Annotated in this window: 23 protein-coding genes; 3 read left to right on the forward strand and 20 right to left on the reverse strand. The window is 47.9% G+C overall.

Annotation, left to right across the window (positions count from 1 at the left end):
* Window positions 1–202: 202 nt before the first annotated feature.
* The 5 genes from rhaM to GKG43_RS07565 all read right to left on the reverse strand — a co-directional run bounded on the left by rhaM (window position 203) and on the right by GKG43_RS07565 (window position 5553).
* On the reverse strand, window positions 203–517 hold the full coding sequence (rhaM, locus tag GKG43_RS07545; RefSeq protein ID WP_050640112.1) for an L-rhamnose mutarotase: 315 nt from the start codon (window positions 515–517) through the stop codon (window positions 203–205).
* Window positions 518–735: 218 nt separating this feature from the next.
* Complete coding sequence (locus GKG43_RS07550; RefSeq protein ID WP_050640113.1) at window positions 736–1821, reverse strand: rhamnose ABC transporter substrate-binding protein; 1086 nt, start codon at window positions 1819–1821, stop codon at window positions 736–738.
* Window positions 1822–2041: 220 nt separating this feature from the next.
* A complete protein-coding gene (locus GKG43_RS07555; protein WP_050640114.1) occupies window positions 2042–3052 on the reverse strand; it encodes an ABC transporter permease in 1011 nt (336 codons plus the stop codon).
* 2 nt (window positions 3053–3054) lie between these two features.
* Window positions 3055–4047: an ABC transporter permease gene (locus GKG43_RS07560; protein WP_050640840.1), complete on the reverse strand. Its 993-nt coding sequence runs from the start codon at window positions 4045–4047 to the stop codon at window positions 3055–3057.
* A 15-nt stretch (window positions 4048–4062) separates the two neighbouring features.
* Window positions 4063–5553, reverse strand: a complete 1491-nt coding sequence (locus GKG43_RS07565) for a sugar ABC transporter ATP-binding protein (RefSeq protein ID WP_050640115.1) — start codon at window positions 5551–5553, stop codon at window positions 4063–4065.
* A 305-nt stretch (window positions 5554–5858) separates the two neighbouring features.
* Here GKG43_RS07565 and GKG43_RS07570 point away from each other — a divergent pair, with 305 nt between their 5' ends.
* Together GKG43_RS07570 and GKG43_RS07575 are read left to right on the forward strand one after the other, a co-directional pair.
* Window positions 5859–7430, forward strand: a complete 1572-nt coding sequence (locus GKG43_RS07570) for a response regulator (RefSeq protein ID WP_055153332.1) — start codon at window positions 5859–5861, stop codon at window positions 7428–7430.
* On the forward strand, window positions 7427–9457 hold the full coding sequence (locus tag GKG43_RS07575) for a histidine kinase (protein ID WP_055153330.1): 2031 nt from the start codon (window positions 7427–7429) through the stop codon (window positions 9455–9457). Before GKG43_RS07570 ends, GKG43_RS07575 begins: the two co-directional genes overlap by 4 nt.
* Window positions 9458–9512: 55 nt before the next feature.
* On the opposite strand, the gene GKG43_RS07580 is transcribed toward GKG43_RS07575, so the two are convergent.
* Window positions 9513–11015 carry an L-fucose/L-arabinose isomerase family protein gene (locus GKG43_RS07580; RefSeq protein WP_055153328.1) on the reverse strand — a complete coding sequence of 501 codons (1503 nt, stop codon included), beginning with the start codon at window positions 11013–11015 and terminating at the stop codon, window positions 9513–9515.
* Between the two features lie 140 nt (window positions 11016–11155).
* Between GKG43_RS07580 and GKG43_RS07585 the strand changes: the two genes are divergently transcribed.
* Complete coding sequence (locus GKG43_RS07585; RefSeq protein ID WP_055153326.1) at window positions 11156–12034, forward strand: AraC family transcriptional regulator; 879 nt, start codon at window positions 11156–11158, stop codon at window positions 12032–12034.
* A gap of 34 nt (window positions 12035–12068) precedes the next feature.
* Here the strand turns inward: GKG43_RS07585 and GKG43_RS23680 are convergent, their stop codons facing one another.
* From GKG43_RS23680 to GKG43_RS07655, 14 genes are all read right to left on the reverse strand, one after another.
* Window positions 12069–14345 (reverse strand): EAL domain-containing protein, encoded by a 2277-nt coding sequence (locus tag GKG43_RS23680; RefSeq protein ID WP_055153324.1) that lies wholly within the window; start codon window positions 14343–14345, stop codon window positions 12069–12071.
* 865 nt (window positions 14346–15210) lie between these two features.
* Window positions 15211–16356: a 1-propanol dehydrogenase PduQ gene (locus GKG43_RS07595; RefSeq protein ID WP_050640122.1), complete on the reverse strand. Its 1146-nt coding sequence runs from the start codon at window positions 16354–16356 to the stop codon at window positions 15211–15213.
* A gap of 12 nt (window positions 16357–16368) precedes the next feature.
* A complete protein-coding gene (locus GKG43_RS07600) occupies window positions 16369–17133 on the reverse strand; it encodes a DeoR/GlpR family DNA-binding transcription regulator (protein ID WP_050640123.1) in 765 nt (254 codons plus the stop codon).
* A 134-nt stretch (window positions 17134–17267) separates the two neighbouring features.
* Window positions 17268–17816: a BMC domain-containing protein gene (locus tag GKG43_RS07605; RefSeq protein ID WP_050640124.1), complete on the reverse strand. Its 549-nt coding sequence runs from the start codon at window positions 17814–17816 to the stop codon at window positions 17268–17270.
* Window positions 17809–19161, reverse strand: coding sequence for a 4Fe-4S dicluster domain-containing protein (locus GKG43_RS07610; protein ID WP_330377644.1), 1353 nt, complete (start codon window positions 19159–19161; stop codon window positions 17809–17811). Before GKG43_RS07610 ends, GKG43_RS07605 begins: the two co-directional genes overlap by 8 nt.
* Window positions 19162–19165: 4 nt before the next feature.
* Complete coding sequence (locus GKG43_RS07615) at window positions 19166–19432, reverse strand: EutN/CcmL family microcompartment protein (protein ID WP_025656506.1); 267 nt, start codon at window positions 19430–19432, stop codon at window positions 19166–19168.
* Window positions 19433–19727: 295 nt separating this feature from the next.
* Window positions 19728–20375 carry a phosphate propanoyltransferase gene (locus GKG43_RS07620; protein ID WP_025656505.1) on the reverse strand — a complete coding sequence of 216 codons (648 nt, stop codon included), beginning with the start codon at window positions 20373–20375 and terminating at the stop codon, window positions 19728–19730.
* A gap of 227 nt (window positions 20376–20602) precedes the next feature.
* The gene (locus GKG43_RS07625; RefSeq protein WP_025656504.1) at window positions 20603–20881 is read right to left on the reverse strand and encodes a BMC domain-containing protein; all 279 of its coding nucleotides are present in this window, start codon (window positions 20879–20881) and stop codon (window positions 20603–20605) included.
* Between the two features lie 272 nt (window positions 20882–21153).
* Window positions 21154–21438, reverse strand: coding sequence for a BMC domain-containing protein (locus GKG43_RS07630; protein WP_055153319.1), 285 nt, complete (start codon window positions 21436–21438; stop codon window positions 21154–21156).
* Window positions 21439–21513: 75 nt separating this feature from the next.
* Complete coding sequence (locus GKG43_RS07635) at window positions 21514–21789, reverse strand: BMC domain-containing protein (RefSeq protein ID WP_009003872.1); 276 nt, start codon at window positions 21787–21789, stop codon at window positions 21514–21516.
* 12 nt (window positions 21790–21801) lie between these two features.
* Window positions 21802–22146: a BMC domain-containing protein gene (locus tag GKG43_RS07640; protein WP_025656502.1), complete on the reverse strand. Its 345-nt coding sequence runs from the start codon at window positions 22144–22146 to the stop codon at window positions 21802–21804.
* A 26-nt stretch (window positions 22147–22172) separates the two neighbouring features.
* Window positions 22173–23384 (reverse strand): zinc-binding dehydrogenase, encoded by a 1212-nt coding sequence (locus GKG43_RS07645; RefSeq protein WP_129878927.1) that lies wholly within the window; start codon window positions 23382–23384, stop codon window positions 22173–22175.
* Between the two features lie 16 nt (window positions 23385–23400).
* Window positions 23401–24789 carry an aldehyde dehydrogenase family protein gene (locus GKG43_RS07650; protein ID WP_050640126.1) on the reverse strand — a complete coding sequence of 463 codons (1389 nt, stop codon included), beginning with the start codon at window positions 24787–24789 and terminating at the stop codon, window positions 23401–23403.
* On the reverse strand, window positions 24780–25301 hold the full coding sequence (locus GKG43_RS07655; protein ID WP_025656500.1) for a heme-binding protein: 522 nt from the start codon (window positions 25299–25301) through the stop codon (window positions 24780–24782). Before GKG43_RS07655 ends, GKG43_RS07650 begins: the two co-directional genes overlap by 10 nt.
* Window positions 25302–25339: the final 38 nt, after the last annotated feature.

Below are 25339 nucleotides of genomic sequence, written 5' to 3' on the forward strand. Positions count from 1 at the left end.
GTCGATTCAAATATGAAAAATCAAGCGGAAATGACACCCGCTCTATTTGTCATGCCCTAATCGACTGTGAATAGTAACATAGAAACAACTTAAAATCTTAACCGGATAGAGGCTCATGTGTTTCTTAACATAGAGAAGGGGAGCCGTCTGTTTCCCGACAGTCCCCTTATTGCAGATCCAATACATATGCACGATGTTTATATCAATCCAAATGAAATACAGGATAAAGATCGGTAGATACAGGACTATTATCCGGATTGGTCTCCATGATATCCGCCATGAAGTCCCACCATTTACGGCAGATCTCTGTGTCCGCGCTCTTGTCCCATTTTTCTGCGTCTTCGAGTTCTATATAGCCGTACAGAATATCGGTCTCCTTATCGAGGAAGATCGAATAGTTGGATCCGCCGTATTCATGGATCATATCTCTCATCTCCGGCCACAATTGATTATGGCGCTTTTCATACTCTTTTTCCATTCCCGGGTATAATTTCATTTTAAAACTTTTTCTGATCATGTTGTCTCCTTTCATGTCTCGGCATTCTTATGTACATGCCCTTTGTGCTGTTTCCAGAATATCACTTACCACGGCTTCTGTCCAGTGAGATATCCTGCATTTATCCGGAATCTTTTCACCCGGATTTCTTGTGCAAGCAGCGTCTTTTTGGAATCATAAGTAATATAAGCGAGCCATTTTGGCCCGCTTATATTACTTATTTATGGGTTTGTAAAATTTTAGTAAACGTCTTTCCACTCGTCGATGTTAGAAGGATCGAATTTGAACGGTGCGCCGAGGATGACTTCTGTTCCGCCGTCTGATGCTTCTACTACTGTGTAGTCGCCCATGTCGCCGGCTGTGAATGTGTCGTCTACTGCTCCTGTGATTGTTCCGTCAACTAATGCGATTGATGTGTAAGCCCCAAGGCGTCCAACATCGATCGGATTCCACAGATACATATACGGGCAGGAATGAGCGTCGTCATCACCGATGTATTCAGCCATTTCTGAAGGCAGTCCAAGTCCTGTCAGTTTTACAGATGATTTCTCGTCCTGAAGTACCTTAGCTGCTGCATTGATACCAACAGTTGTAGGTGCGCAGATAACTTTCAGATCCGGGTATTTGGATAACAGAGCCTGTGTCTGGTCTGTTGATTTCTGCGGCTCGTCATCTCCGTATGCAACTTCTACAAGTTCCAGTTTGGAGTATTTGTCTTCTTTCATGATCTCTTTCATAGCGTCGATCCATGCATTCTGGTTTGTTGCCTGTGATGTAGCTGAAAGAATTGCCCACTGTCCTTCTCCGCCTGTGATGTCCAGAACTGCGTCCATCAGAGCCTGGCCGATCTCAGTTGTTCCAGCCTGATTTACGAATGTCTGACGGCTGTCAGGGTTCGCTTTAGAGTCAAGGCAGGATACTTTGATTCCTGCATCCATTGCTTCTTCCAGTGCTGCCTGAAGTGCATTCTCATCGTTTGCAGCGATACAGATAGAATCTACTCCCTGGGAAATCAGTGACTGGATAACAGATACCTGTGCATCCGCTGTAGCAGCCTCAGGATGTTTTACGATGCATTCTCCGCCTTCTGCCTCGATTACTTCCTGGAATCCTTCTGCCTCTTTTTCATTGTAAGGATTTCCTGCTGATTTTGTGACAATTGCATAAGTCTTCTTTCCAGAATCACTGCTGTCATCTTTTGCAGTGTCCTCTGTCTTTGCGTCAGAACCGCCGTCTGTAGTGCCCTCATCCTTTGAGCCGCATCCTACAGCCAGTGTTGCCGCCATTGCTACACATAACAGTACGCTTAAAACTTTTTTCTTCATGCTTTCTTTCCTCCCTATGGAATTTTATTATATACAAAGCGCCTTTCCCGGCGCCCGGTATCAGATTAATAAGAATAGAGTTTCGCTTGCGAAACTCGCGCCTGCGGCGGTCGCACCGCGACATCTACATCTTACGCCGCAGTGCGCAACCCGCCTGGAAGGCTTTTTTATCTTATAGGTGAACTTTCCTATAAGATAAAAACAAGTTATCAGAAACAGACTACTTAACTGCTGCCGTTTTTTTCTTTAACTTTAACTCGCCTCCGATATTTGGCAGTAATACCGCCAGAATCAGCAGAGCGCCTAATATAATCAGAATTAACTGCGGGTTCATGTTGATCTGTCCAAGACCGATTCTCAGGCAGATGATGATGAATGCGGATATGATTCCGCCCTGTAACTTACCCTTGCCCCCGGCGGTTGAGATTCCTCCGAATACCGCCATTGCAATGGCATCAAGCTCAAAACCGTTTCCTGTCGTGGTGTTGGCTCCATAAAGTACGGATGTAAGGAAGAGCGCTGCAAGCCCGGCCATGAATCCCATTGCCATATAGATGATCAGGCGGATCTTCTGTACATGAATTCCTGAATAGTAAGCTGCCAGCCTGTTGGAGCCTATGGCATATACACTCCTTCCGAATGTCGTCTTGCTGAGTACAACGGTAAAGATGACTGCAAATATAATCACTACGAAGAGAATATAAGGGATCATCCCCACTTTTCCTGCGATCATGCGGAACCCGTCAGCGTTGCTTAAGGATATGGATCCGCCGCTTCCAAGAGCGATCTCCGCAATTCCTCTGAATACGATCTGCGTTCCCAGCGTTACAATCATAGGAGGCAGTTCGGTAAACTTTGTAAGGATCAGCCCGTTCACCAGTCCGCAGACCGTGCCGACCACAAGCGCGGTCAGAACGACTAAGATAAACGGCATATCTTTGTTGCATACCATGCATGTCATCGTGGCTGACAGGCAGACCGTAGCGCCTACGGAAATATCAATTTCTCCAAGTATCAGGATGTATGCCATGGGAAGCATCAGAAACACTTCTGTCAGATATTTGGGCATCTCTCTGAGTACATTGGATACCTGATAGCTCTGGGAGATACTTGCACAAAAAACGTTGATTAAGATAAACAATACTACCAGCATGCCTTCCCAGCTGAGAACCGTCTTTTTCCATGACTTCTCTGGCACATTGGCTATGGTTCTTCCGGATTTTCCTGCCATGATTACATCTCCCTTCCCTTCAGATTATTTTTATCCATTACACGCTGTGTTACGACGTTCAGGATTACAACGACTAATATGATAACACCCTTTACTGTATTCTGTGCAATCGAGTCGATTCCTACGAGAGGAAGTGCCTTTGCGATAATCGCCAGGATCAGAGAGCCAAGGAATGCTCCTACAACGCTTCCGCGCCCGCCAGTCATGCTGACACCGCCGATTACACAGGCTGCGATAACATCCATCTCTTTTCCGTACAGCATATTGGGCTGTGCGGAAGAGTAAACCGCTACGGCCAGGGCTCCGCACAGTCCGGCGAGAATTCCCATTACCGTATAAACCATCAGTTCCACATTGGACGTATTGATACCGGATATTGCAGCCGCCTCACGGTTGCTTCCTACCGCATATACTTTTCTTCCCACCTTCGTCCATTTCATAACAATGAAGAATATAATATAACATGCAAACATGATTAATACAACATTATTAATTCCCAGTACCTTGCCCAGGGCAAAGTTTTTGAATTCACCCAGGTTCTCTGCACTTGCCCACTGGCTGTTTCCGATCATGTAGGCCATGCCCCGGTATATGTACATGAATCCCATCGTTGCAATGATCGGGAGTACCTTTCCCTTTGCGATGACAAGTCCGATTACCAGCCCGCACAGCGCTCCGATTCCGATTGCAATCACAAAGAGCAGAAACGCATTTTCTACGATGTTATATTTCAGCAGCATCCCGACTGTCATTCCTGAAAATGCAAGCGTGGATGCGATTGAGATATCGATGCCGCCAAGCAGCAGCACTCCCAGCATTCCCAGCGTCATGATCATGATAACCGCGTTATTTTTCAGCATATCTGATATAGATTTTAGCGTCATGAACGAAGGGCTTCTGAATGAAATGACCACACAGAGGATAATCAAAACGATCAGAAGGCTTGCTTCACGGGAGCCGGTGATTTTTTTCCAGATAGATTTATTTTCTTTCATCTTTCCCATTTCCTCCTATTTTGATTTTTCCATTGCCAGCTCAAGAATTCCTTCCTGGGTCGCCTCATCACGGTTCAGTTCACCAGTTACTTTTCCGCCGCACATCACGACGATTCTGTCGCTCATGCCAAGGATCTCCGGCATTTCGGAGGAGATCAGGATAATCGCGTATCCCAGTTTTGCCAGGTCGCCCATGATCTGATAGATCTCTGCCTTGGCTCCTACGTCCACACCTTTTGTCGGCTCATCCATGATGACAACCTTCATCTCCTGGCCGAGCGCCTTTGCTACTACGACCTTCTGCTGATTACCTCCTGAGAGTGATGTCGCAGGATCGAAAATCGTAACTGCTTTTGTATCCACATCTTCGAGGAGCTTCTTCGCAATTTCGCGTTCTTTCTTCTCGTTATTAAAACCATGCTTTGCATATTTGCCCATGGTCGGAAGTGTGACGTTTCTGCCCAGGCCCCAGCTCATGATCAGTCCTTCTTTCTGACGGTCTTCGGGAAGAAGGATGATCCCCTGCTTCATCGCATCGGACGGCTGTTTGATATGCGTTTCCTTGCCTTCCAGAAATACCTTTCCGGCATCCGGCTTTGTGATGCCGCAGACACTTTCCACGACCTCGGTCCGCCCTGCTCCAACCAGTCCTGTCAGACCTACGATCTCACCTGCATGCACGCTGAAGGAAACATTCTTGAAATATCCAAGTCTGGAGAGTCCTTCCACACGCAGTACTTCGGGTCCGATCTGCACTTCCGGCTTTGGAAACAAATCCTTGATCTCACGTCCGACCATTGCTTTTATCAGATCCGCATTGGTGATTCCGTCCACATCATAAGTGCCGATATACTGTGAATCCCGGAACACGGTAACCGTGCTTGCCAGGCGGTACATATCCTCAAAACGGTGGGAAATAAAGATGACGGAAACACCGCTTTCTTTCAGCTTATCAACAATCCGGTACAGTTCCTCAGACTCATTCTTGGTCAGCGCTGCGGTAGGCTCATCCAGAATAATGATTCTGGCATTTGTTGAAAGCGCCTTCGCAATCTCCACCATCTGCTGCTGTGCCACGCTCAAAGCTCCCATCTCATCGGTAGGCTTAAAGTCGGCGTTCAGCTGCGCCAAGAGCTTGCCTGCCTCCTCATTCATCTTCTTCCACTGGATCATGCCTTTGCTGATGATCTCGTGGCCCATGAAGATATTTTCTGCTACTGTCAGATCCGGATAAGATGTCGGATGCTGGTAAACCGCTGCAATGCCGGCTGCCTGCGCATCCCTGGGGCCTTTGAAGTCAACCTTCCTGCCGTCCAGGAACATCTCGCCTTCTTCTGCTTTATGTACTCCGGTTATGACTTTGATGAATGTAGACTTACCGGCTCCGTTCTCGCCCATCAATGCATGGACCTCACCCTTTTTGAGCTGGAAATGCACATTGTCCAAAGCCTTAACGCCAGGAAATATTTTTGTGATACCTTTTAATTCCAAAACATATTCAGACACCGTGTTTCCCTCCTTTTCCTTTCTAAAATAAGTGTAACAGTTCTAATTTTTTTCTAAAACAGCAAAATTTTTCGATTAAGGGTAAATTTTTTTTGTGTTAACCTTCAGGCGGGTCTGCAGCAGAGCTGCAGAATAAAGTCTAGATTTCACAGATGGATTTTGTTAGAATGATAGCATATAGTATGAATATGATGAAACTTCTATTTTTGAGGGGGCCTGTTCGTAAGCCCCTGCCAGCATGCGGATTCTCCATGCCCAGCACATCAGGGCAAAGGACGATCTGATTACGAAGGAGAAACGATACGATGAAATTATTGATTGTGGATGATGAAGAGTTAACCCGTGAAGGACTGATTGCGTCTCTTGACTGGAGCGCACTGGGAATCGAGCAGATCTTTCAGGCCGATGACGGAGTGAACGCGCTGGATATTGCCCGCGCGCAGAAACCGGATATTATTCTGTGTGATATCCGCATGCCGCGCATGAACGGGATCCAGCTGGTCGAACGTCTGGAAGAGTTTCTTCCGGATACCAGCGTCATTTTTATGAGCGGTTATTCTGACAAAGAGTATCTGAAGGCGGCCATCAAACTGAAAGCGATCAATTATGTAGAAAAGCCTCTAAATCCGGAGGAAATCAAAGAGGCCGTGCTGGAAGCCATCGAACGCCGTGAAAAGAATCTGCGCACCAGACAGAACGAAAACCTGTATTCTATGGAGACTGCCTCCCAGCTTGCACTGCTTCTGACCAAACCCTATAAGGAGAATACCGGACAAATCACCAGCCTGACCGAAGAGCTTTCTCTCCGCCTGATGCCGGGAAGCAGTTTTACAACCTATATCGTCAGGCTGAAAACCTCCGAACCTGACGGCGTACTTCTGCGCAATATCCGGGATGACCTGACCGATTATCTTACGCATTATCACCTGCATGTATTTTACATACAGATCCACGCCGTATATCATGTGTTCCATATTATGGGAAACAGCGCGCCCTCCCCAATTGCACTGTCTGCTGTTGAGAATTGTCTGAAAGAGCAGTTTCTTCCCCTGGGTGATTATTTTATCGGGCGGGGAGACACGGTGAGCGGAATCAGCCGGGTCTATCACTCTTATACGACCGCGGTGGTTATGCTCCAGAGCAGTTTCTTTTTCAGCCCGGGTACGCTTCTTGCTGCATCGGACATGGAAACCGCACCGGGAATGGAACCAGGTGCACAGGAACAGACGGAAAAGATTGCGGTAGATTTTAAGGATGCGCTTCTTGCCAAAGATCAGGCTGCCTGCATCGAACTTCTGAGCCGGCTCTATCGGTGTTATTCTGAAAACAGGGTGTTTCTGCCCAACCAGGTCAAGGATATCTACTACAAGCTTTTTATCAGTATCAATGACTGCCGCCAGACGCTGAAGCTGAGCCATGATCCTTCGGAGACCAGTACAGAGGAAAGTATCATTGACCATCTGGAACGCTGTTTTACTTACCAGGAGCTTCACCAGCTGCTGGTCACCAGGACGGAGCAGTTTTTTGCAGGCATCAGCGCCCATGTTCCGGAAGATTCCACGATTTTTCTGATCAAGGATTATATCAGCCGGAATTATGCCAGCGATGCGCTCTCCATCAAGGAGATCAGCGATCATGTATATCTGTCTGCCTCTTATGTCTGTACCTATTTTAAGAGCCAGACAGGACAGACCCTCAATCAGTATCTGACAGAATACCGCATGGAAAAGGCGATGCAGCTGCTAAGCGACGCCCGCTATCAGATTACAGATATATCCTCTAAGGTGGGCTACAGCAATGGCAATTATTTTAGCAAAAGCTTTAAAAAATTCACGGGGCTGACCCCGTCCAAATACAGGGAGAAGATGCTGGGATGAAATTACATACAAAGAAGAGCGGCAGTTTGTATAAGAACCTGAAGCTTCAGACCAAGTTTACGATTACACATCTGGTGATCGCAACGATCCCCATGATTGTGCTTGCAGTCTTTTTCTATACGAAACTTTACGACATGATCATTGCAGACACCATCCGTACGGAACAGAATGCATCCACGCAGACGGCCCCGATGATTGAGGATGCGGTTTCCAGCATCCTCCGTTTACACGACCAGATTACGGGGGAAGAGTTCTACCACCAGATTGTCAGCTCCGCCCGGACAGAAACACTGAGCAGCCTTGCAGATACAGATTCTGCAGACAGCTTTATGGAAACAATCAAAGAAGCCACTGATGACTCTCTGATCACAGATGTTAAACTGTATATAGATATTCCACGGACAGATCGTATCTTTTCAAATTATCCGATGTGCAATACCATCCTTCCGATCAATAATGCCTGGGGAACCTACTGGTATGGGATATTTAACGGGGCTCCGTCACTGCGCGCGCTCTTCTGTCCGTCTTTCTATCTCGGCTCCTATGAGATCAGGCATAACGGGGAGATGGCATACATAACAAAATCAAGTATTATTTATGAGGGTGAGCGGGTCCCCTGCTACATGGCGATCTATTTTTCCCAGGATTATTTCGACAGCCTGTTAAAAGACAACCTCTCTTCCAGCAGCAACGTGGCTTACATCATTAATGACAGAGACAGTCTTGTGGCCACATCGGATCCGGCATTATCCGGCGCCTATCATTTCGGATATGATGAGGTACAGGAACATTTTATGTCCTCCAATAACTTTATCTTAAAGCGGGTTCTGGGGGAGGACGTATACGCCGGCTTTTACAGCATAAAAAATACGGACTGGTACATGGTCGTCGCCATGCCGTCCCAGCCCATGATTACGAAAAGCATTACAATTATGGCGGGCTTTATTCTGGTTTATGTGGCGTGTATCCTGATCGCATTCCTCATTGCCACGCTGCTCTCCCATTCCATTACAAACAGGCTGTCCGCCGTCATCAATCAGATGGCAAAGTCGCGGATCGGGCCGCCCGTGGCACTGCCTGACGCAGACACTTACGATGAGATCGGGGATCTGATCTCCACCTATAATTATATGACCCGCGTGATTAACCAGCTTATGGATGAGCAGGCCAAGGCCGCCGAGGATCTGCGGGTAGCGGAATTTAATTCTCTGCAGGCCCAGATCAATCCACATTTTCTCTATAATACAATGGATATGATCAACTGGCTGTCCCAGCAGGGCCGCTCCCAGGATGTAACCTCGGCGGTCCAGAAGCTGTCCCGTTTTTATAAGCTGACGCTGAGCAGAAAGCAGAGCCTCAGCACCATAGCAGATGAACTGGAGCATGTTTCTATCTACGTCCAGCTGCAGAATATGCGTTTTCATGACACCATAGATTTTCTGATCGATATTCCGGATAATCTGCTCGAGTACTCGATCCCAAAACTGACCTTCCAGCCGGTCATTGAGAACTGTGTCCTGCACGGCATTCTGGAAAAGGACTCCAAACAGGGAACTATCGTCCTTACCGGATGGCTGGAGGAGGAGGATATTGTGATTCTGATTTCCGATGACGGAGTAGGCATCTCCGAAGAAAAGCTGGATGACATACTGACCGGACACGGCCCCTCCGGCGGAAAAGGTTCGAAGATTGCGGTCTATAACACACACCGCCGGCTGCAGCTGATGTACGGTCCAGGGTATGGGCTGACCTATTCCAGTACCCGCGGCAGCGGCACCGAGGTGGAGATACGTCTGCCTGCACGCTATCCCAAGGATGGAATCGCAGACGCCAAAGAAGAAAGCAGTCCGGAGGATCTGCTGAAAGAAAGCCATTTTATCCAGGCTATGACCCTGCTGTCCCGCCCGGAAATAAATATATACGAGATTGCAGCGGAATGCGGATACAGCGACACGCAGCAGTTCTTTGCCGAATTTAAAGAACGGTTCGGTTATACACCAGAAGAATACAGGCGCCAGGTGCTTTAACCCACAATCATGAGTTAATAAGCCGGCCCCGCGCCTGTTGAACTTTCATATACTTTTATTTATCCAGTACCACTGCCGGTATCTCCAGCAGATCTGCCACTTTCTCATAAAGGGATGCATTGTGCCCGATGCTCATTGCAAAATGATGTGTCGGTGCCTCTGCAAACCATTCATCCATATAGGAATCCGGATCCTTTTTGAACTTAACAGGGGTCTGGGTGTTTCCTATGGTCATGATATCGCCGTCCGTCGACTCAGCCTCCGTTATGATAAACTTGAGCTTTCCGTCCACCGTCTGGGTACATCCCAGGTTAGTAATGTCACCGGTGCGCACTTTGGCTTCCACAGATACGCCGGTCCCCTGTTTTCCATGGTACAGCCCCATCCCTCTTAAGATTGGCTTACCTTTCGCGATCTCCAGGTGGAACGGGCCGTCATGCCCCAGTAGAATGGTGCCGTCCTCATAATCTGCCGTGACAATTTCACAGAAGCTCCCACCCTTGCCAAGAATGTCGCATATCTTCATCGCAAGGCAGGTTTTCAGGTCTCCCTCACCGGCGCACGGAATTCCCCTGGCCGTTAAAAGAGAATGCCCGACTATAAAGCCTCCCTGCACCTCTTCGTAATGTCCTCCGGGCGCCCCATGATAATAATAGGTTAATGCATCCAGACCGAACTCTTCCACCAGTTTCTCCTGTGCCACAGCCACTCTGGCCGACCAGTTCATCTGCTCATCCGTCGGTTTCTGGGCAAGAGGGTCTGCCGCCGCATCTTCACTTATCGTAAAAAACGCCTCGATCTCCTTTCTTTTTGCCGCTGTCTCTTCTTCTGTCACACTTTGCAGGTGCCTGTCCAGATCACACATTTCCAATACCTGCAGATGGGCGCCGGTCTGTGCCTGAAACATGGTGAAATCGCTGTACATATCCAGCATACCGCTGTAGGTATTGCCAAGGAACCCGAATCTGGCACCCCTGAGGCCGCATTTTACTTTGGCGGCCTGTACCCACTCTTCAATCTGCCTCCACGCCCGCTTCGCCTCCGGGCGCTGTGCGGTATCTTCATTGGCGAGAGATATCTCCGGAGTATAGTCCAGTCCCAACAGGCCGTTTACAACCCGGTATTTGATTCCTGCACGGTGGAAGGCATTGGAAAGCTCAGGCACCGGGCACGCACCGCAGTGTGCCAGCCATTCCCCGGTGGTCGTCTTCTCATAATTAATCTTTGCCGCAGGCTGCAGGTTCAGAATCACGACCGGTGCGCTGCAGATCTGATGCAGAGGGAGCACCGATGCACTCGTAACATAAGTCGCGGAATGAGCCAGTATCAGGTCCACATGGTTCTCATTGAAATACTCTCCCGCTTTTATCCCTTCCTGTTCACAGTCCACCAACCCATAGAAGCAGGTATCTGCCCCGAATTCCTGTACTTTACCTGCGATAAATTCCCCATATTCTATCAGACGTTCCCGCAGACCCGGAAACTGCCCCCAGTAATGCTTCAGTCCCATAGAATAAATTCCGATTCTTGGTTTTTTTACTTGTTTTCTTGTATTCATCGTCTTTCCTCCTGTTTTCATGATAAAAATAATATATTAGTATTGTTTCTATTCGTGTTTACAAACCCATTATATTCCTGTAAAATAGAGATTGCATCCAAGCAAATTGTTTAAAAATAACAGAATATTGTGGTGACATTATGAGGCAGAACACAAAGGTTTTGGAGCGCGGCTCCCACACCTGGAGTGAAGACTCCATCCGGATGATACTCACGCCCAGCAGTACGGCACGATCCACCTATTTCTATACGCAGGAGGTAGGTTATTTTAAAACGTTCCACCCCTATTTTTCAGAACGGGAGAATCTGGACTCCTTCCTGATTGTTTACACGGTATCGGGCAAAGGATATCTGGAATATGAAGGGCAGACTTATCCAATTACAAAGGGGCAGTGTTTTTATATCAACTGCGAACAGCACCATCTCTACCGTACGGACCGGGAGGAAGACTGGGAGATCCTGTGGATTCATTTTAACGGAAACAGTGCGTTGGGTTATTACAAGGAATTTACCAGAAACGGGTTTCAGATATTGAGCGTGCGCGATGAATTTTTCATGGAGCGCACACTCTGGCGCATTATTGCGCTCAATCAAAAAAAGGATCTGACCACCGAGCTGGTCACATCCAATTTAATCAACGGTATGCTGACAGAACTGCTGCTGCAAACAGCTACAAATAATGCAGATACCTTTCTGATCCCCGATTATATCAGGCAAATCGTGCGGGAAATAGATAAGAATTTTAAATCCGGCCTCCCGCTGTCATATTTTGAAGAATTTACCCACCGCAGCCGCTATCATATCTTAAAAGAATTCAAAAAATATATCGGCGTCACGATCCACGAATATATTATCACTGCCCGCATTTCCTATGCAAAAGAGCTGCTGAAGTATTCCGATCTTCCGGTCAGTGAGATTGCCTTTGAATCCGGAATGAACAATGTGACGCATTTTATCAATCTTTTTAAGGCCAGGGAAGGCACCACCCCACTGGCATACAGAAAGGCATGGAGGGATTAAAGCTTCCATGCACATCGCAGGAATACGAACGTTTCTAAAATTCATACTTTTTTTGAGGTGATTTCAAAATACAAGCATACTGATCTGCCGACATTGGCCTGGCGCAATAATAACCCTGTATGTCATCTATCTTCATACTTTTTAATATCTCATACTGTGCTTTATTTTCTACGCCCTCCGCGGTTACGCTGATATGAAGCGACTGTGCGAGCCTGATAATACTGCTCAGGATCAGCCTTACTTTTTCATTGTCTTCCACGGAATCAACCATGCTCTTATCAATCTTCAGGATATCAATCGGCATAGACTTGAGCATCGTAACCGATGAATATCCGGAGCCAAAATCATCCATTAATATCCGGATTCCCCTGCTGCGGAGTTCTTCCAGGCTTTCGGAAAGAATGTCTTCATTGGAGAACAGCGCCGTCTCGGTCATTTCCAGCTGTATCAGCTCATGCGGGATCTGATGACGGTCAATGATTTCCAGATACCGTTCCACAAAATTCAGCCTGTATAAATGCAGCTGCGATACATTAACCGAGACAGGCAGAACCTCAATTCCTTCCTGAAGCCACCGGTGTATCTGGCTGCAAGCCATCTCAAGCACGAACTCATCCAGTTCCACGATGCTGCCGCTGTGTTCCAGAACAGGAATAAACTCCGCCGGGCTGATAGCCCCTGTTTTAGGATCTTCCCATCTGACCAGGGCTTCGGCGCCGCAGAACCGCTGTACTTCCACCTGGAATTTGGGCTGGTAACACAGGTAGAACTCCTGGTTTTTAAGCGCTTCCGAAAAGCGATCCTCTATCTCTCGATTCCGCAGCATACGGCGGCGGATGGTCTCGCTGTAAAAATTACACGAATTAATCTCCGGGTTATATTCCGACCGCGCCGCCATAGCCGCCCGATCCAACATGGATTCCAGCATTTCCTCCCGCTGCTGCACCATATAGACCCCGGCCTGCACTTTCAGCACATAAGGGGTACCCCCCACGCGGTTATCGGCCTCACATTCGATTTTTTCCAGAATCATATCCAGCCGCTCCTGCAATTGATTCTGATCCTCGTAAACCAGTAATACGGCATAATGATCGGACTGCATTCTTGCCGCGCACTCATAGGTTCCGACCGCCTCCCTCAGCGCCTTCATCACGCGTTTCAGCGCCCGGTCTCCCTCTTCATAACCATACAGGTCATTGATGTACTGGAACCTCTTTATATTCAATACAGCAAGGGCATACTTTTTGTCCGTATATGTATGCAGAAGTTTCTGGGCGTCCAGCATGAATTTAGCGTACGAAGCATCTCCGGTAACTTCATCTACATACGCCGCCCGCTCCAGCATCTTCCTGCCCGCCTTCTGGATCAGGTACACCCTGCATGCCAGATACAGGATTCCAAGCAGACACACCAGCAGGATTGCATAGGCCGTAGCCATAGGACCATTGATATGAGTCTCAACTACCGCCTCCGGTATCACGCTCATCAGATACCAGTCATTGATCTCCAGAGGCTGATAATATACATAGCGGCTGCCTTTTTCCGTCTGAAAAGTCACGAATCCGTCCCGGAAGGCATCTATATCTTCCTGAAGCCGCCGTATGCCCTCTCTGTTCCCCTCCGATTCCTCAATAATATGATCATAATAATTCTCAAATGAGTTCCCATTTTTGTTTTTAGAGTCAATGACACAGTCCCCATTTTTTCGAATAATGTAACTGTACCCTTCCCCTCCGAATGTCGATACGGACAAAATCTCCTTATAATACTCGATCCCATATGTACCGAACAACACATACCTTGTACCATCCGGCCAATTAATCGTAGTGCTGTAAAGAGTAACGTCTTTCCCGTCATCCAAGTCCTTGAGACGGTCCGAAACCACCGTTTTCCCTTCCATAGCAGCCTGGAACCGCTCCTGAATACTCTCCCGATCCGGAACAAATCCCCTGCCATCGGTAGCCTTTCCAAAATAATCATCCCGGATAATCCCCATCCGCTTAAACCCGTTCATCTTATCCACATTCACAAGCCGCTCAATCAGCACATCAATATCCTTCGTATCCCCCTCACTAATATAAATAGCCAGATTCGTCAAAAGCGTCTTATTCTTTTTAACCTCCTCCTGAATCACATTCACGCTCTGACAAGATATCTCAGAAAGAGTATTCAAAACCTTCCTCTCCGAAGACTGCTGAAACTTCCACGTAAAAAAGACTGCCAGCAAAACAGTCACGGCAATAACGGCAATAATATCAATATACAATTTCCTTTGTCTTCTGCCTTCTCTTTTCATATCCCAATTATACACACTCCCCAGCCCCCCGTCAAATGGGACTAGTGAGCAGATTTTGCGAGCGGAAGATGGGGGACGCCTGAGTGGAGCGGGAGGGGACGGAGGCGGATTGGGGTATGCTGATTTTGGAAACCGGCCGCTTAGCTTAGAAGTGCTAACTGCGAAAAAGCCGCATCTTATGGCACCGAGCGTATTCACTTAGAAAGCCGATGCTTTCTAAGCTCAGACGCTCTGGAAAACTGATTCGGAAATCAGTTTTCCTCCATAAGATGCGGCTTTTTCGCAGTAAGCACTTCTACAGCACACTAAAGGCTTCCAAAATCAGCATACCCCAATCCGCCTCCGTCCCCTCCCGCTCCACTCAGGCTGCGTTCATCAAGTCGGCACAAAACCTACCCGGGAGAAGAATCCCTGCCAGAGCAGTGGATCAATCCGCCTATACATAAAATTTACTTCCCCAGCCCACAAAGCCACCTCATTCCCAATTCCATCCGCCGCTCCCATACAAGGCCTTCCGGGAAGGAGGGGCTTTGCCACCCGGATGCGCATAGCTGAGTAAGAGCGGCGTCTGCCGCCTGCTGTGGGTTTCCATGCCGTTGCTGCGGACATATAGTGACGCTTAGAATATCTTACAGAAAAAATAAGGAAAAGTGAGGGCAGCATTTGATTCACAAAATCAAATGCTGTTGCCGCCGGCGGTGTGAATGCATCGGCATTCACGCCAACTGCGGCATGTCCCTTACTTTTCCTTATTTTTTCTGTTAGATATTCTTAGCCTCACGGCCAGTCGGCAGCAACGGCATGGAAACCCACAGCAGGCGGCAGACGCCGCTCTTACTCAGCGCCCCCATACCAGCCAAATCCCCTCCGTCCCCACCCGTTACCAGAGGTTTTTGTATATTTGTACTACATCTGCCTTCCGTGGCACGCGCGGATTTGTATCCGTACACCCATCCGCCATTGCCCCATCTGCCATGTGGTCTATGGCATTGAAGTACTCTTCTTCGGAGATTGTCCCCATCTGTGATATGGAGAGCGGTATATCCATCTCTTTCAACATGAACTGTACCCAGTTCACGAGTGATCTTACCGTCATGATCTTGTTATAACTGCTCAGTCCCAGCAGCTGTGCCACTGTGGAGTATCTTTTCACAGCCGGCAGGTACTCCGTACGGCTCTTGCTGTGCTTGTTGATATCACTGTTGAACTCAATGATATGGGGAAGCAGCATTGCGTTTGCCCGTCCGTGGGGGATGTGGAATGTTGCGCCAAGCTGATGCGCCATTCCATGGTTCAGTCCCAATGACGCGGAATTGAATGCCAGCCCTGCCAGGCAGGATGCGGAATGCATCTTCTGGCGCGCATGGGTATCATTTCCGTCCAGATATGCACGGAGCAGGAATACGCCGCAGATTTCGATTGCTTTCTCTGCAAGCGCCGTTGAAAAATCGTTTCTGTTTGTGCTTACACAGGCCTCAAGCGCATGCGTAAATACATCCATACCGGTGTCCGCTGTAATTGACGGCGGCACACTCTTAACAAGCTCGGCATCCAGAATTGCCTCATCCGGTGTCAGATCTCTGGAAACCAGAGGGTATTTCATCTGTTCTTTCGGATCGGATACAACCGCGAAGGATGTAACTTCTGAACCAGTTCCGCTTGTTGTCGGGATTGCGATCAGTCCGACTTCCCCGTAATTGTCCACACGAAGTGCAAACTCACGGATTGATTTGGAGGAATCAATGGCAGATCCCCCGCCGACTGCGACAATCGCGTCCGGCTTATATTCCAGCATCTTTTTGACACCTTCACTGATTTTTTCGATCGGAGGATCCGGCACAACATCCTTGAAAATGTCAAACTCTATCTTTCCCTTTTTAAGAGGATCGGTAATCAGATTAATCATACTGCTCTGAGCCATAAACGGGTCAGTGATTACCAGTACCTTGCTGTATGGAATTTCTGCCAGACGATCCAGCGCCTGATCGCCAAAATATACTTTAGTCTTAATCTCAAAGCTTTTCATAGTGTTTTTCCTTTATTCCGGGTAGATGCACTCTATCCCTAACTCTTCAAATGCCTGAAGCCATTTGGCCTCGGGTTTTTCATCAGTAACAACGGTCGTGATATCTTCCAGCATTCCGATCGCTGTAAACGCAATTTGATCAAATTTACTGCTGTCTATTGCCAGAATCTTCTGTTTTCCTGATTCCAGCATGGTTTTCTTGTTGTTCGCGTGAAGCTCATCCGAATCTGTAAGACCGGAAGCAAGGTCAACCCCTTTGCAGGAAATAATCGACTTATCCACGTGATAAGAACGAAGCATCTTATCCGTCTGCGGCCCCACGAGCGCAAACGAACCTTCCCTGGATACGCCGCCGGTCGACAGCACGCTCCAGTCAGGCACATCAAACAATTCAATGATAATCTCAATTGAATTTGTGATCAGCGTCAGGTTTTTTTTCTCTTTTAATGCCTTTGCGATATAAACTGCTGTTGAGCTGCCGTCCAGCATAATGCTGTCGCCATCGTGGACCATTTTGTTTACAAGATCCGCAATCCGCTGTTTTCCGACAACGTTGCGGTTCTTTCGGATATTAAATGGAAGATCGATGTTCACATTTTCATTGATAACAGCTCCGCCATAGCTTTTTATGGCATAGCCGTCATTCACCAATTTTTCCAGATCCCTCCGGATTGTCTCTTCAGACACATCATATATCTGGCTCAGCTCACTTACCACTACACGCCGTTCAGCCTGAAGCTTTTCTAATATTTCATTCCGTCTCTCTATTGCGAGCATCACATTGCCTCCCGGTCATATTGCCCTTCAGTGTCCTTCTCTACACACTGCAGCGGACTATACAGCAAATCTTTGTTTCGAATCATGCAGCTGTGCAGTAAATGTACAATCCTGTGCTGAACAATTGCGAATGATTATAATATCGCTTCGCGGATCTGAGCATCCGGATGCGCGATCACAGAAGAGTCCAGGTACATTCCCTGGTCTGCCACTGCAGCCTTTGCCCTCTCGATAGCAGCTTCTACGGCTGCCACATCGCCTGTCAGCATCAGATAAGATTTCCCGCACATTCCTCTGGCAATTCTAAGTTCAATCAGATCAACAATCGCTGTCTTCGCAGCCTCATCTGCAGCCACAATGATAGAGGTTGCATCGTAAGTCTCCATAATACCGAGAGCTGATACATCATCGATCTTAGTAGCCCCATAGATTGCCGGGAAAATAGATTTATGCGGGTTGCCGAGTACAAAACTGTTGATCAGATGTTTCCCATGCAGTGCTTTGGAAGTCTCAACCGCAGCGTTTACCGCGCTCAAATCTCCTGAGATAATTACGATATACTTCCCCGGACATACTGTCTGGGCCTCAATGATACTAACTTCAGAAGTCTTTACCATAGCATCTGCTGCTACAACACCTGCTGAAACAGTCTTATATTCTACCATTCCAATTGCCTTACTCATTGCCTGCACGTCCTTCCTGCGTTTCTATGATTATATATTTCTCATTTACTTCACGAACCGTACCGTCTATGCTCGCATGTATTCCCACGCTCAAGCCTTTGCCCGGTTCGGCTATCATCTGTCCCTGCGTTACTTTATCACCACGTTTTACAATTGCAGATGCAGGTGCGCCTATGTGCTGGCTTAACAGAATCTTCACTTTTCTTACAGGAACTGCAGTCTCATCAAGAGGCGCCTCCCTGTCATATTTTGTAAGGTCCAGTCTTGCCATAAGGCGTTCCATCGGCACCTTCCGGTACTCTCTCTCTTCCCCCACCGGTTTGGGTATGACGCCCTGCGGAGGTTTGAGCCCGTTGGCACGCAGGCCCGCTTTATATTCTGCCATTAATGATCTCGGTGACAATCCCTGCATACAGGAATACATTTCGCACAGACCACAGGAAGAACAAAACATGGTATTTATAAATATGTTTGGTTCCTGTAAATCTTTACAGGTTGCCGCACGCATGAACAAATGCGGCTCTATCGGATGTCCAAGCCGGTTTCTCGGACACAAATCCGTACACATCGTACACTGGCAGCAGCAAGCCGCTGCACGTTTTAAATCGATGGATGATTTTCTTCTTTTCTTTTGGATAATCAGGTGTTCCTCCGGCAGTACCAGCACGGCATTTGTCGTCTTGGTAACCGGCTGTGAGCCGCTGCCGATAAATCCCATCATCGGGCCTCCGATAAAATATACCGGATCCCTTGCAGTGACATTGCCTGCCAGCCTGACGGTCTCTTCGATCGTCGTTCCGATCGGCACCCGCACCGTTACCGGGCGCTCTACCTCAGCCACGACAGATACCAGCTTATCTGTTACCGGAGCCTGCTGGTTAAGCGCTCTGTATACGTTGTATACAGTTTCCACATTGAATACGGCTACACCGCTCTCGATTGGGAGCCCTCCCGGCCTTACTACTTTACCAGTCACTTCATAGATCAAAACAACTTCGTCTCCGGCCGGATATACTTCATCCAGCAGCCCAAGCCTGACCTCGGGATACTCACCAATGACTTCCTCCAGAGCTTCAATTGTCTTTTTATAAGCCTTTTTAATTCCAATGACTACTTCTTTTGCACCTACAACCTGCCCCATCATATGGAAGGTCTCAACGATTTCCTGTGCATACTTCTCAAGCAGCTGCCTGTGCAGCCGAAGAAGCGGTTCACACTCTGCACAATTCAGGATGATTGTTTCAGCACGTTCATCTAGCTTTGCATATGTAGGAAAACCTGCACCACCTGCACCAACTATACCGTTTAACTGCAATATGCTGCTCAATTCTTTCATATCCATCATTTCATTACTCCAGTCCTGTTCCATCGTCAATAATTCCAACAATTGCTGCATCAATAGGTGCATCTGGCATTCCGGAACCAATTCTGGCTGCGCTGCCCTGTGCTACCAACACATACTCACCTATACCCGCACCAATCTTATCAATCGCAATCAGCTGATTCGCACCATTCTGCATATGCTCTAAGACATCCACAATCATAAACTTATTGCCGACCAGATTCTCACATTTGCGTGTTGAAACAACACTTCCTTTTACTTTTCCTATCAGCATAACTCCTCCTCATGCGTTACTGTTCACACCCTTCGGGAGTGCACAGTAACGGCATCTGCCCATTTAAAGTCGCCTTCGGCGAAGGGCAGATGCCCGATGGCCATCACTTTATCGGCTCCGATGCCGTGCAGCAAGGTGCACGGCACGGTCTGAACAGTAACCCTCCTGCAACTATAATCTTCAGTGTTTGATACTAGTACAATTACCCCGCACAGACGGCGCGCCAGTGCCGGAACTGTCCGGCACCGTAAAAAAGCCTGTGGGATGAATCCCCCTTCGTCTGCTGCGGGGTATTTTACTTAATGATTCTTACGGTATCTCCTGTCGCAATTTTCGCTGCGTTCGCTTCATCTGTATCGATATGCATCTCAAGAGTAAAGCTGTCGTCAACACGGATCTGAACATGGTTGAATACGGTTCCTCTCTCGTTGTCTGCCTTCACAGATACAATGTCCCCATCATGAACACCGGCTGCCATTGCATCTTTCGGTGACATATGAATATGCCTTTTTGCAATAATGCATCCTTCATCCAGATAAATAGCCCCTTTTGGCCCAACGACTGCAATCGCTGCTGAGCCAGCAGTGTTGCCGGATTCGCGGATCGGCGCCTTTACTCCGAGACGGATGGAATCTGTTGCAGACACCTCCACCTGGGATTTGCTTCTTACAGGTCCTAAGATCCTTACATTCTCTATCGCTCTAAGCTTCAGGCCGACAATTGTCACCAGTTCGTTTGATGCAAACTGACCGCCCATCAGCTCTTTTTTCTTCGTCAACTGATATCCCGGACCAAACAGGGCTTCAACGTGCTCCTGTGTGAGGTGGATATGTCTTGCGGATACTCCGATTGGCACAAGATATCCCGTATCTCCGGAAGCTTTCTGCTTCTCAACTGCTTCCAGTACCATTTTGGTAATCAATGCTACATTGTTATTGTCCATATCAATTCTCCTCATTAAGTATTCACAGGCCTTACGCATCTGCCTGAGGAAGAGACGTAAGGCCGTAAATCTTTAGCTGAACGTATCTGTTCAAGAACATGGACAGATACGCCGCAAGCCCATGAAAATCGCCTGCGGCGATGGGGCTTGCTTTTGGCTGTTCAGCGCTTTCGTACGGACTGTGCAGTAAATGCACAGTCCTGTACTGAACAATATGCTAACGCTTATTATTTCACTGCCGGAAGAATTTTTTCTACATCGCTGTGTGGTCTTGGGATTACGTGTGTTGCTACTAACTCGCCAAGTCTTCCTGCTGCCTCTGCACCTGATTCAACTGCAGATTTAACAGCTCCAACATCTCCACGAACCATGACTGTTACCAGTCCGGAACCGATCTTCTCTGTTCCTACTAATACTACATTAGCAGCTTTGAGCATGGTATCTGCTGCTTCGATTGATGCTACTAAACCTCTTGTTTCGACCATTCCTAATGCTTCCTGTGACATTCTTTTTTCCTCCTTTAATTGAATCTTTTCTTCTACCTGTTCTGCCTGCTGCGCCGACTGTTTCACCCGCTGGATGGTTTTGGCCGGTGCCTTCGCAGTCGTCGTTTTTCTGGTGGATGCAGCTTTCGCAGCGCCTGTTGTCTTTTTCGCCGTACTCTTTGCAGTACCGGCCGACCTGGCTGTGCTTTTTTTGGCTGCACCTTCCGGCTTGGAAGTGTCTGGTGCCTTCTCCTCGCCGCTTGGTTTATTATCTTCTGCCATTTAACTGCCTCCTAACTTACCCGGTTCGCGCTGTTATTGATCAGCTTCAGTATCTCCCTGTGAGGATTTGCAATCACCACATGCGCTACTGGTTCTTTAATTCCGTTTGCAGCAGCAGTTTCAATGGCTTGCGATACAGCTGATACGTCTCCGCGGATAATGATGGTTACAAGTCTTCCACCTAACTTTTTTTCCCAGGTGACAAGCTGCACTTCTGCTGTCTTGCACATGATATCAATGGCAACCACCGCTGCCGTCACACTTGGGATTTCAAAAAATCCATACGCCTGTCCCATGAGACTGCTCCTTTACTCATTCTTCTTGCTGCTCCCTGTTTCAGTGACAGGAAGAACTGCAGTCATCTCCGGTTCCTATACAGTAGGAAGAATTTTCTCTACGTCGTTGTGTGGTCTCGGGATTACGTGTGTTGCTACTAATTCGCCAAGTCTTCCTGCAGCGTCAGCGCCGGTTTCAACTGCAGCCTTAACAGCTCCTACGTCTCCGCGAACCATAACTGTTACCAGTCCGGAACCGATCTTCTCTGTTCCTACCAATGTAACCTCAGCAGCCTTTGTCATTGCATCTGCAGCCTCGATTGCTGCTGTAAGTCCTCTTGTTTCTACCATTCCTAATGCTAATTGTGCCATTTTCATTTCCTCCTAAACTTCTTTTACATAGATTTTATTTGGTTTGCCTTTATCTAAACCGCTCAGCTTCAGCATCTTTTCCGTATCCTCTGTCGGTCTTGCAATTTCGTATTCAGCTACAACTCCTGCAAGTTCTTCTGCTTTCATTTTCGCTGCGTCTAATGCTGCCTGAACATCGGATACGCTTCCGCGAAACTTGATCATAACAATCAGCGGTACGGGTAATTCATCTGCATTTGCCGGTTTATTCTTGTCAAAAGTCTCCAGACTCACATCGCCCGCTTTACATCCGGCATCCGCCGCTGCAAACGCTGTTGCCAGTCCGAATACTTCCAACATGCCTACTGCTTCTCCCATGTCAATTCTCCTTTTTGGGATTGCTGCTATTTATTTACAATAGCGATCTTCAGACCTTCCATCTTCAGGTTCGTCTGATGAGCCTCGTTGATCTGATCCAGCGGGAATTCATGTGTGATCAGGTCGTCCATCGGAAGTCCGATTCCTTTTGCTCTCTTCAGGAAATCGAATGTTGTCGCATAATCTCTTAATGTATATACCCAGGAACCAACTAATGTAATTTCCTTAGAGCACAGGTCAAAGTGCGGGTTGATTGTAGCGTCTCCGCCGTTGATGAAGAATCCCAGCTCGCAAAGTCCGCCGCCGTTGCGGATGAACTTATAAATGTTGGCATGTGCAACCGGTGATCCTGTACACTGGAATGCGAAGTCTGCCGGATGTCCGTCAAACGCTGCCTTAACGCCGTCTGCCAGAGCCTCAATTCCCTTGAAATCCTTGAAGTTTACAGAGCGCTCAGCTCCCATCTTCTTGGCAAAATCAAGTCTCTTCTGCTCTCCGTCTACAGCTACGATGTTCTCGATGCCCATTGTGCGGAGAACTGCGATACAGATCAGACCGATCGGTCCGCATCCCTGTACGACAACTCTGCTGTTGAATCTCAGGATTCCTGTTGTCTTAGCTCTCTCTACAGCATGAATCAGTACTGCACATGGTTCGATCAGAATTCTGGACTTCAGGTCCAGGTCGCTTACGTTGAATACAGTAGAACCCTCGCGAACCACAATGTAATCGGAGAACCATCCGTTCAGATGAATATCATCATCCGGGAGAAGTCCGTATACATCAGCGCCGCCTACGTTCTGCTTGTTCTGATCGTACATTGTGATGTCCGGATCATCCTTGAAGATCATACAGGTAACAACCTTATCACCGACCTTCAGTTCTTTTCCTGCGCTGTCGATCTTTACGTTCTTGCCCATCTTTACGATCTCTCCGGTTCCTTCATGTCCAAGGACAACCGGGATCAGGCCGAACGGGTCTCTCTTGAATTCATGGGCGTCAGTACCGCATACGCCGCATCCTTCAACCTTTACAAGAATGTCTCCGTCTCCCAGTTCAGGGATCGGGAATTCTTTGATGTCATAGTGTTCCAGTGCTGTCAGCATAGCCACACGAGCAGTTTTTGGAACTGCCTGGCTTCCTGCTGTTGTATTTGCTGCAGGAGCAGCCTTTTCGCCCAGCATACTTTCCAGTACCTGTTTCACGACTGCTTCTACATTTGCAGAATTCATTTCCATTTTATTTCCTCCTGTCTTAACGAATGCATAAACTGTCTGACATGACGCAGCGTCTTCTCTTTGTGAATGTGCTTGCGCTTGTAAGACCCTCCCCTGTCCTGCTGGCGATTGTGAATGTACAGAAGCCTTCGCCTCCGAATCCAAGTGCCGCATAAGACGGGCCGTTCTTTACAAGAATCGCAGTGTCAATGGCTTTTGCATACTTCGTGATGTTGTCTACGTTCTTGGAATGTATGTGTGCGGAATGTCTGTTGCCGTGTTCCAGCCATACAGCCTGTTCAACCGCATCATCAAAATCTTTTGCTCTGACTACGCCAAGGATCGGCATCATAAGTTCTTCTGCAATCAATGGATGCTCTTTCGGGCCTTCAAATGTGATACATCTGATATTGTCCGGAACGCTTACACCGATCATTCCCAAAAGGGTCTTTGCATCCCTTCCCACACACTTTCTGTTCAGTCTGCCGTCTTTCAGGACAACTGCTGTCAGGGCATCCTGCTCTTCCTTAGAAGCCAGGTAACATCCCTGCTCGCTGACCATGTAGTGCATCAATTCGTCAATGACAGAATCCACAGCTACGATTTCCTTCTCAGCGATACATGGCAGGTTATTGTCGAATGTACATCCGTTTACAATATCTTCTGCAGCTTTCCGGATATCCGCTGTCTCGTCTACAAGCGCCGGCGGGTTGCCTGCCCCTGCTCCGATCCCCCTCTTGCCTGAGGAAAGAACCGCTGTTACAACTCCCGGGCCGCCTGTTGCTGCGATCAGATGAATCTCTTTGTGCTTCATCATGATGCTGCTTGATTCCAGTGTCGGCTTCTCTACCGTGCATGCGATGTTGTCCGGGCCGCCTGCCTCAAGAGAAGCTTCATTGATCATGTTGATCGCATAGATCGATGTCTTGATTGCTCCCGGATGAGGGTTAAATACGACTGTATTGCCGCCGGCCAGCATGCCGATTGTATTACAGAGTACGGTCTCACTGGGATTGGTACATGGAGTAATCGCACCGATCACACCAAACGGCCCCATTTCTATCAGTGTCAGGCCTCTGTCCCCTGACCATGCAGTTGTTGTGATGTCTTCCGTTCCCGGCGTCTTCTCAGCAACTAACTGATGTTTTAAAATCTTATGTCCGACATTTCCCATGCCTGTCTCTTGTACACCCATGCGTGCAAGTATCTCGGCATTCTCAACTGTCTTCTTTCTGATGTTGGATATGATTTTCTCTCTTTGATCCATGGACATTCTGCCCACGATCTTCTGCGCTTTTTTCGCAGCTTCAATCGCTTCATTCATATCAGCAAATACGCCGTGGTTTCCTGATACTTCGGAAGCAATCTGCATCTTTGCCATGACTTCTGAAACGATGTCCTGGATCATCTGTTCATTTACAGACACGCTAATACCTCCTCGAAAACTTCTCTGCCATAAGCGGCTATTGCGGTATCTTCTTCAGCGGTACCGCCGCTCACACCCAAGGCCCCGATTATTTTTCCATCTGCTTCCAGCGGCTCCCCGCCGCCAAATATAACGATCTTCCCTTCATTCGTAAATTGGATTCCGTACAAAGGCTGTCCCGGCTGGCTTAGATGGCTAAGCGCCTCCGTGGACATCTTGAGGCTCGCTGAAGTAAATGTTTTATTGATCGCAATATCAAAGCTTGCTATGTAGGCCCCATCCATACTCTGAACCGCAACAGGCCTGCCCGCCTGGTCTGACACGGCGGCCACCACATTGACGCCCATGCTGGCAGCCTTTGCAGTCACTTTTTCGATCAGTGCATTGGCAGCCTTCAATGTCATCTTATGCTTGTGGCACCTGCATACATGTCCTTTTTCGTGATGAGAACCACTTTCCTTCATCTGGCCCAATACCGCTTTTACGGCATTGGTAATATCCTGTTCGTTCATAGCAGTCTCCTAAATATATTTTGATTCCGCCCGCGGGG

The sequence above is a fragment of the Eubacterium sp. BIOML-A2 genome, from assembly GCF_009680135.1.
In the GTDB taxonomy this organism is placed as follows: Bacteria; Bacillota; Clostridia; order Lachnospirales; family Lachnospiraceae; genus Faecalicatena; species Faecalicatena contortus_B.

Bases quoted from the DNA above. Each gene is read 5' to 3' on its own strand.
- rhaM (WP_050640112.1), bottom strand. From the start codon at position 517: ATGATCAGAAAAAGTTTTAAAATGAAATTATACCCGGGAATGGAAAAA.
- GKG43_RS07550 (WP_050640113.1), bottom strand. From the start codon at position 1,821: ATGAAGAAAAAAGTTTTAAGCGTACTGTTATGTGTAGCAATGGCGGCA.
- GKG43_RS07555 (WP_050640114.1), bottom strand. From the start codon at position 3,052: ATGGCAGGAAAATCCGGAAGAACCATAGCCAATGTGCCAGAGAAGTCA.
- GKG43_RS07560 (WP_050640840.1), bottom strand. From the start codon at position 4,047: ATGAAAGAAAATAAATCTATCTGGAAAAAAATCACCGGCTCCCGTGAA.
- GKG43_RS07570 (WP_055153332.1), top strand. From the start codon at position 5,859: ATGAAATTATTGATTGTGGATGATGAAGAGTTAACCCGTGAAGGACTG.
- GKG43_RS07575 (WP_055153330.1), top strand. From the start codon at position 7,427: ATGAAATTACATACAAAGAAGAGCGGCAGTTTGTATAAGAACCTGAAG.
- GKG43_RS07580 (WP_055153328.1), bottom strand. From the start codon at position 11,015: ATGAATACAAGAAAACAAGTAAAAAAACCAAGAATCGGAATTTATTCT.
- GKG43_RS07585 (WP_055153326.1), top strand. From the start codon at position 11,156: ATGAGGCAGAACACAAAGGTTTTGGAGCGCGGCTCCCACACCTGGAGT.
- GKG43_RS07595 (WP_050640122.1), bottom strand. From the start codon at position 16,356: ATGAAAAGCTTTGAGATTAAGACTAAAGTATATTTTGGCGATCAGGCG.
- GKG43_RS07600 (WP_050640123.1), bottom strand. From the start codon at position 17,133: ATGCTCGCAATAGAGAGACGGAATGAAATATTAGAAAAGCTTCAGGCT.
- GKG43_RS07605 (WP_050640124.1), bottom strand. From the start codon at position 17,816: ATGAGTAAGGCAATTGGAATGGTAGAATATAAGACTGTTTCAGCAGGT.
- GKG43_RS07610 (WP_330377644.1), bottom strand. From the start codon at position 19,161: ATGATGGATATGAAAGAATTGAGCAGCATATTGCAGTTAAACGGTATA.
- GKG43_RS07615 (WP_025656506.1), bottom strand. From the start codon at position 19,432: ATGCTGATAGGAAAAGTAAAAGGAAGTGTTGTTTCAACACGCAAATGT.
- GKG43_RS07620 (WP_025656505.1), bottom strand. From the start codon at position 20,375: ATGGACAATAACAATGTAGCATTGATTACCAAAATGGTACTGGAAGCA.
- GKG43_RS07625 (WP_025656504.1), bottom strand. From the start codon at position 20,881: ATGTCACAGGAAGCATTAGGAATGGTCGAAACAAGAGGTTTAGTAGCA.
- GKG43_RS07630 (WP_055153319.1), bottom strand. From the start codon at position 21,438: ATGGGACAGGCGTATGGATTTTTTGAAATCCCAAGTGTGACGGCAGCG.
- GKG43_RS07635 (WP_009003872.1), bottom strand. From the start codon at position 21,789: ATGGCACAATTAGCATTAGGAATGGTAGAAACAAGAGGACTTACAGCA.
- GKG43_RS07640 (WP_025656502.1), bottom strand. From the start codon at position 22,146: ATGGGAGAAGCAGTAGGCATGTTGGAAGTATTCGGACTGGCAACAGCG.
- GKG43_RS07645 (WP_129878927.1), bottom strand. From the start codon at position 23,384: ATGGAAATGAATTCTGCAAATGTAGAAGCAGTCGTGAAACAGGTACTG.
- GKG43_RS07655 (WP_025656500.1), bottom strand. From the start codon at position 25,301: ATGAACGAACAGGATATTACCAATGCCGTAAAAGCGGTATTGGGCCAG.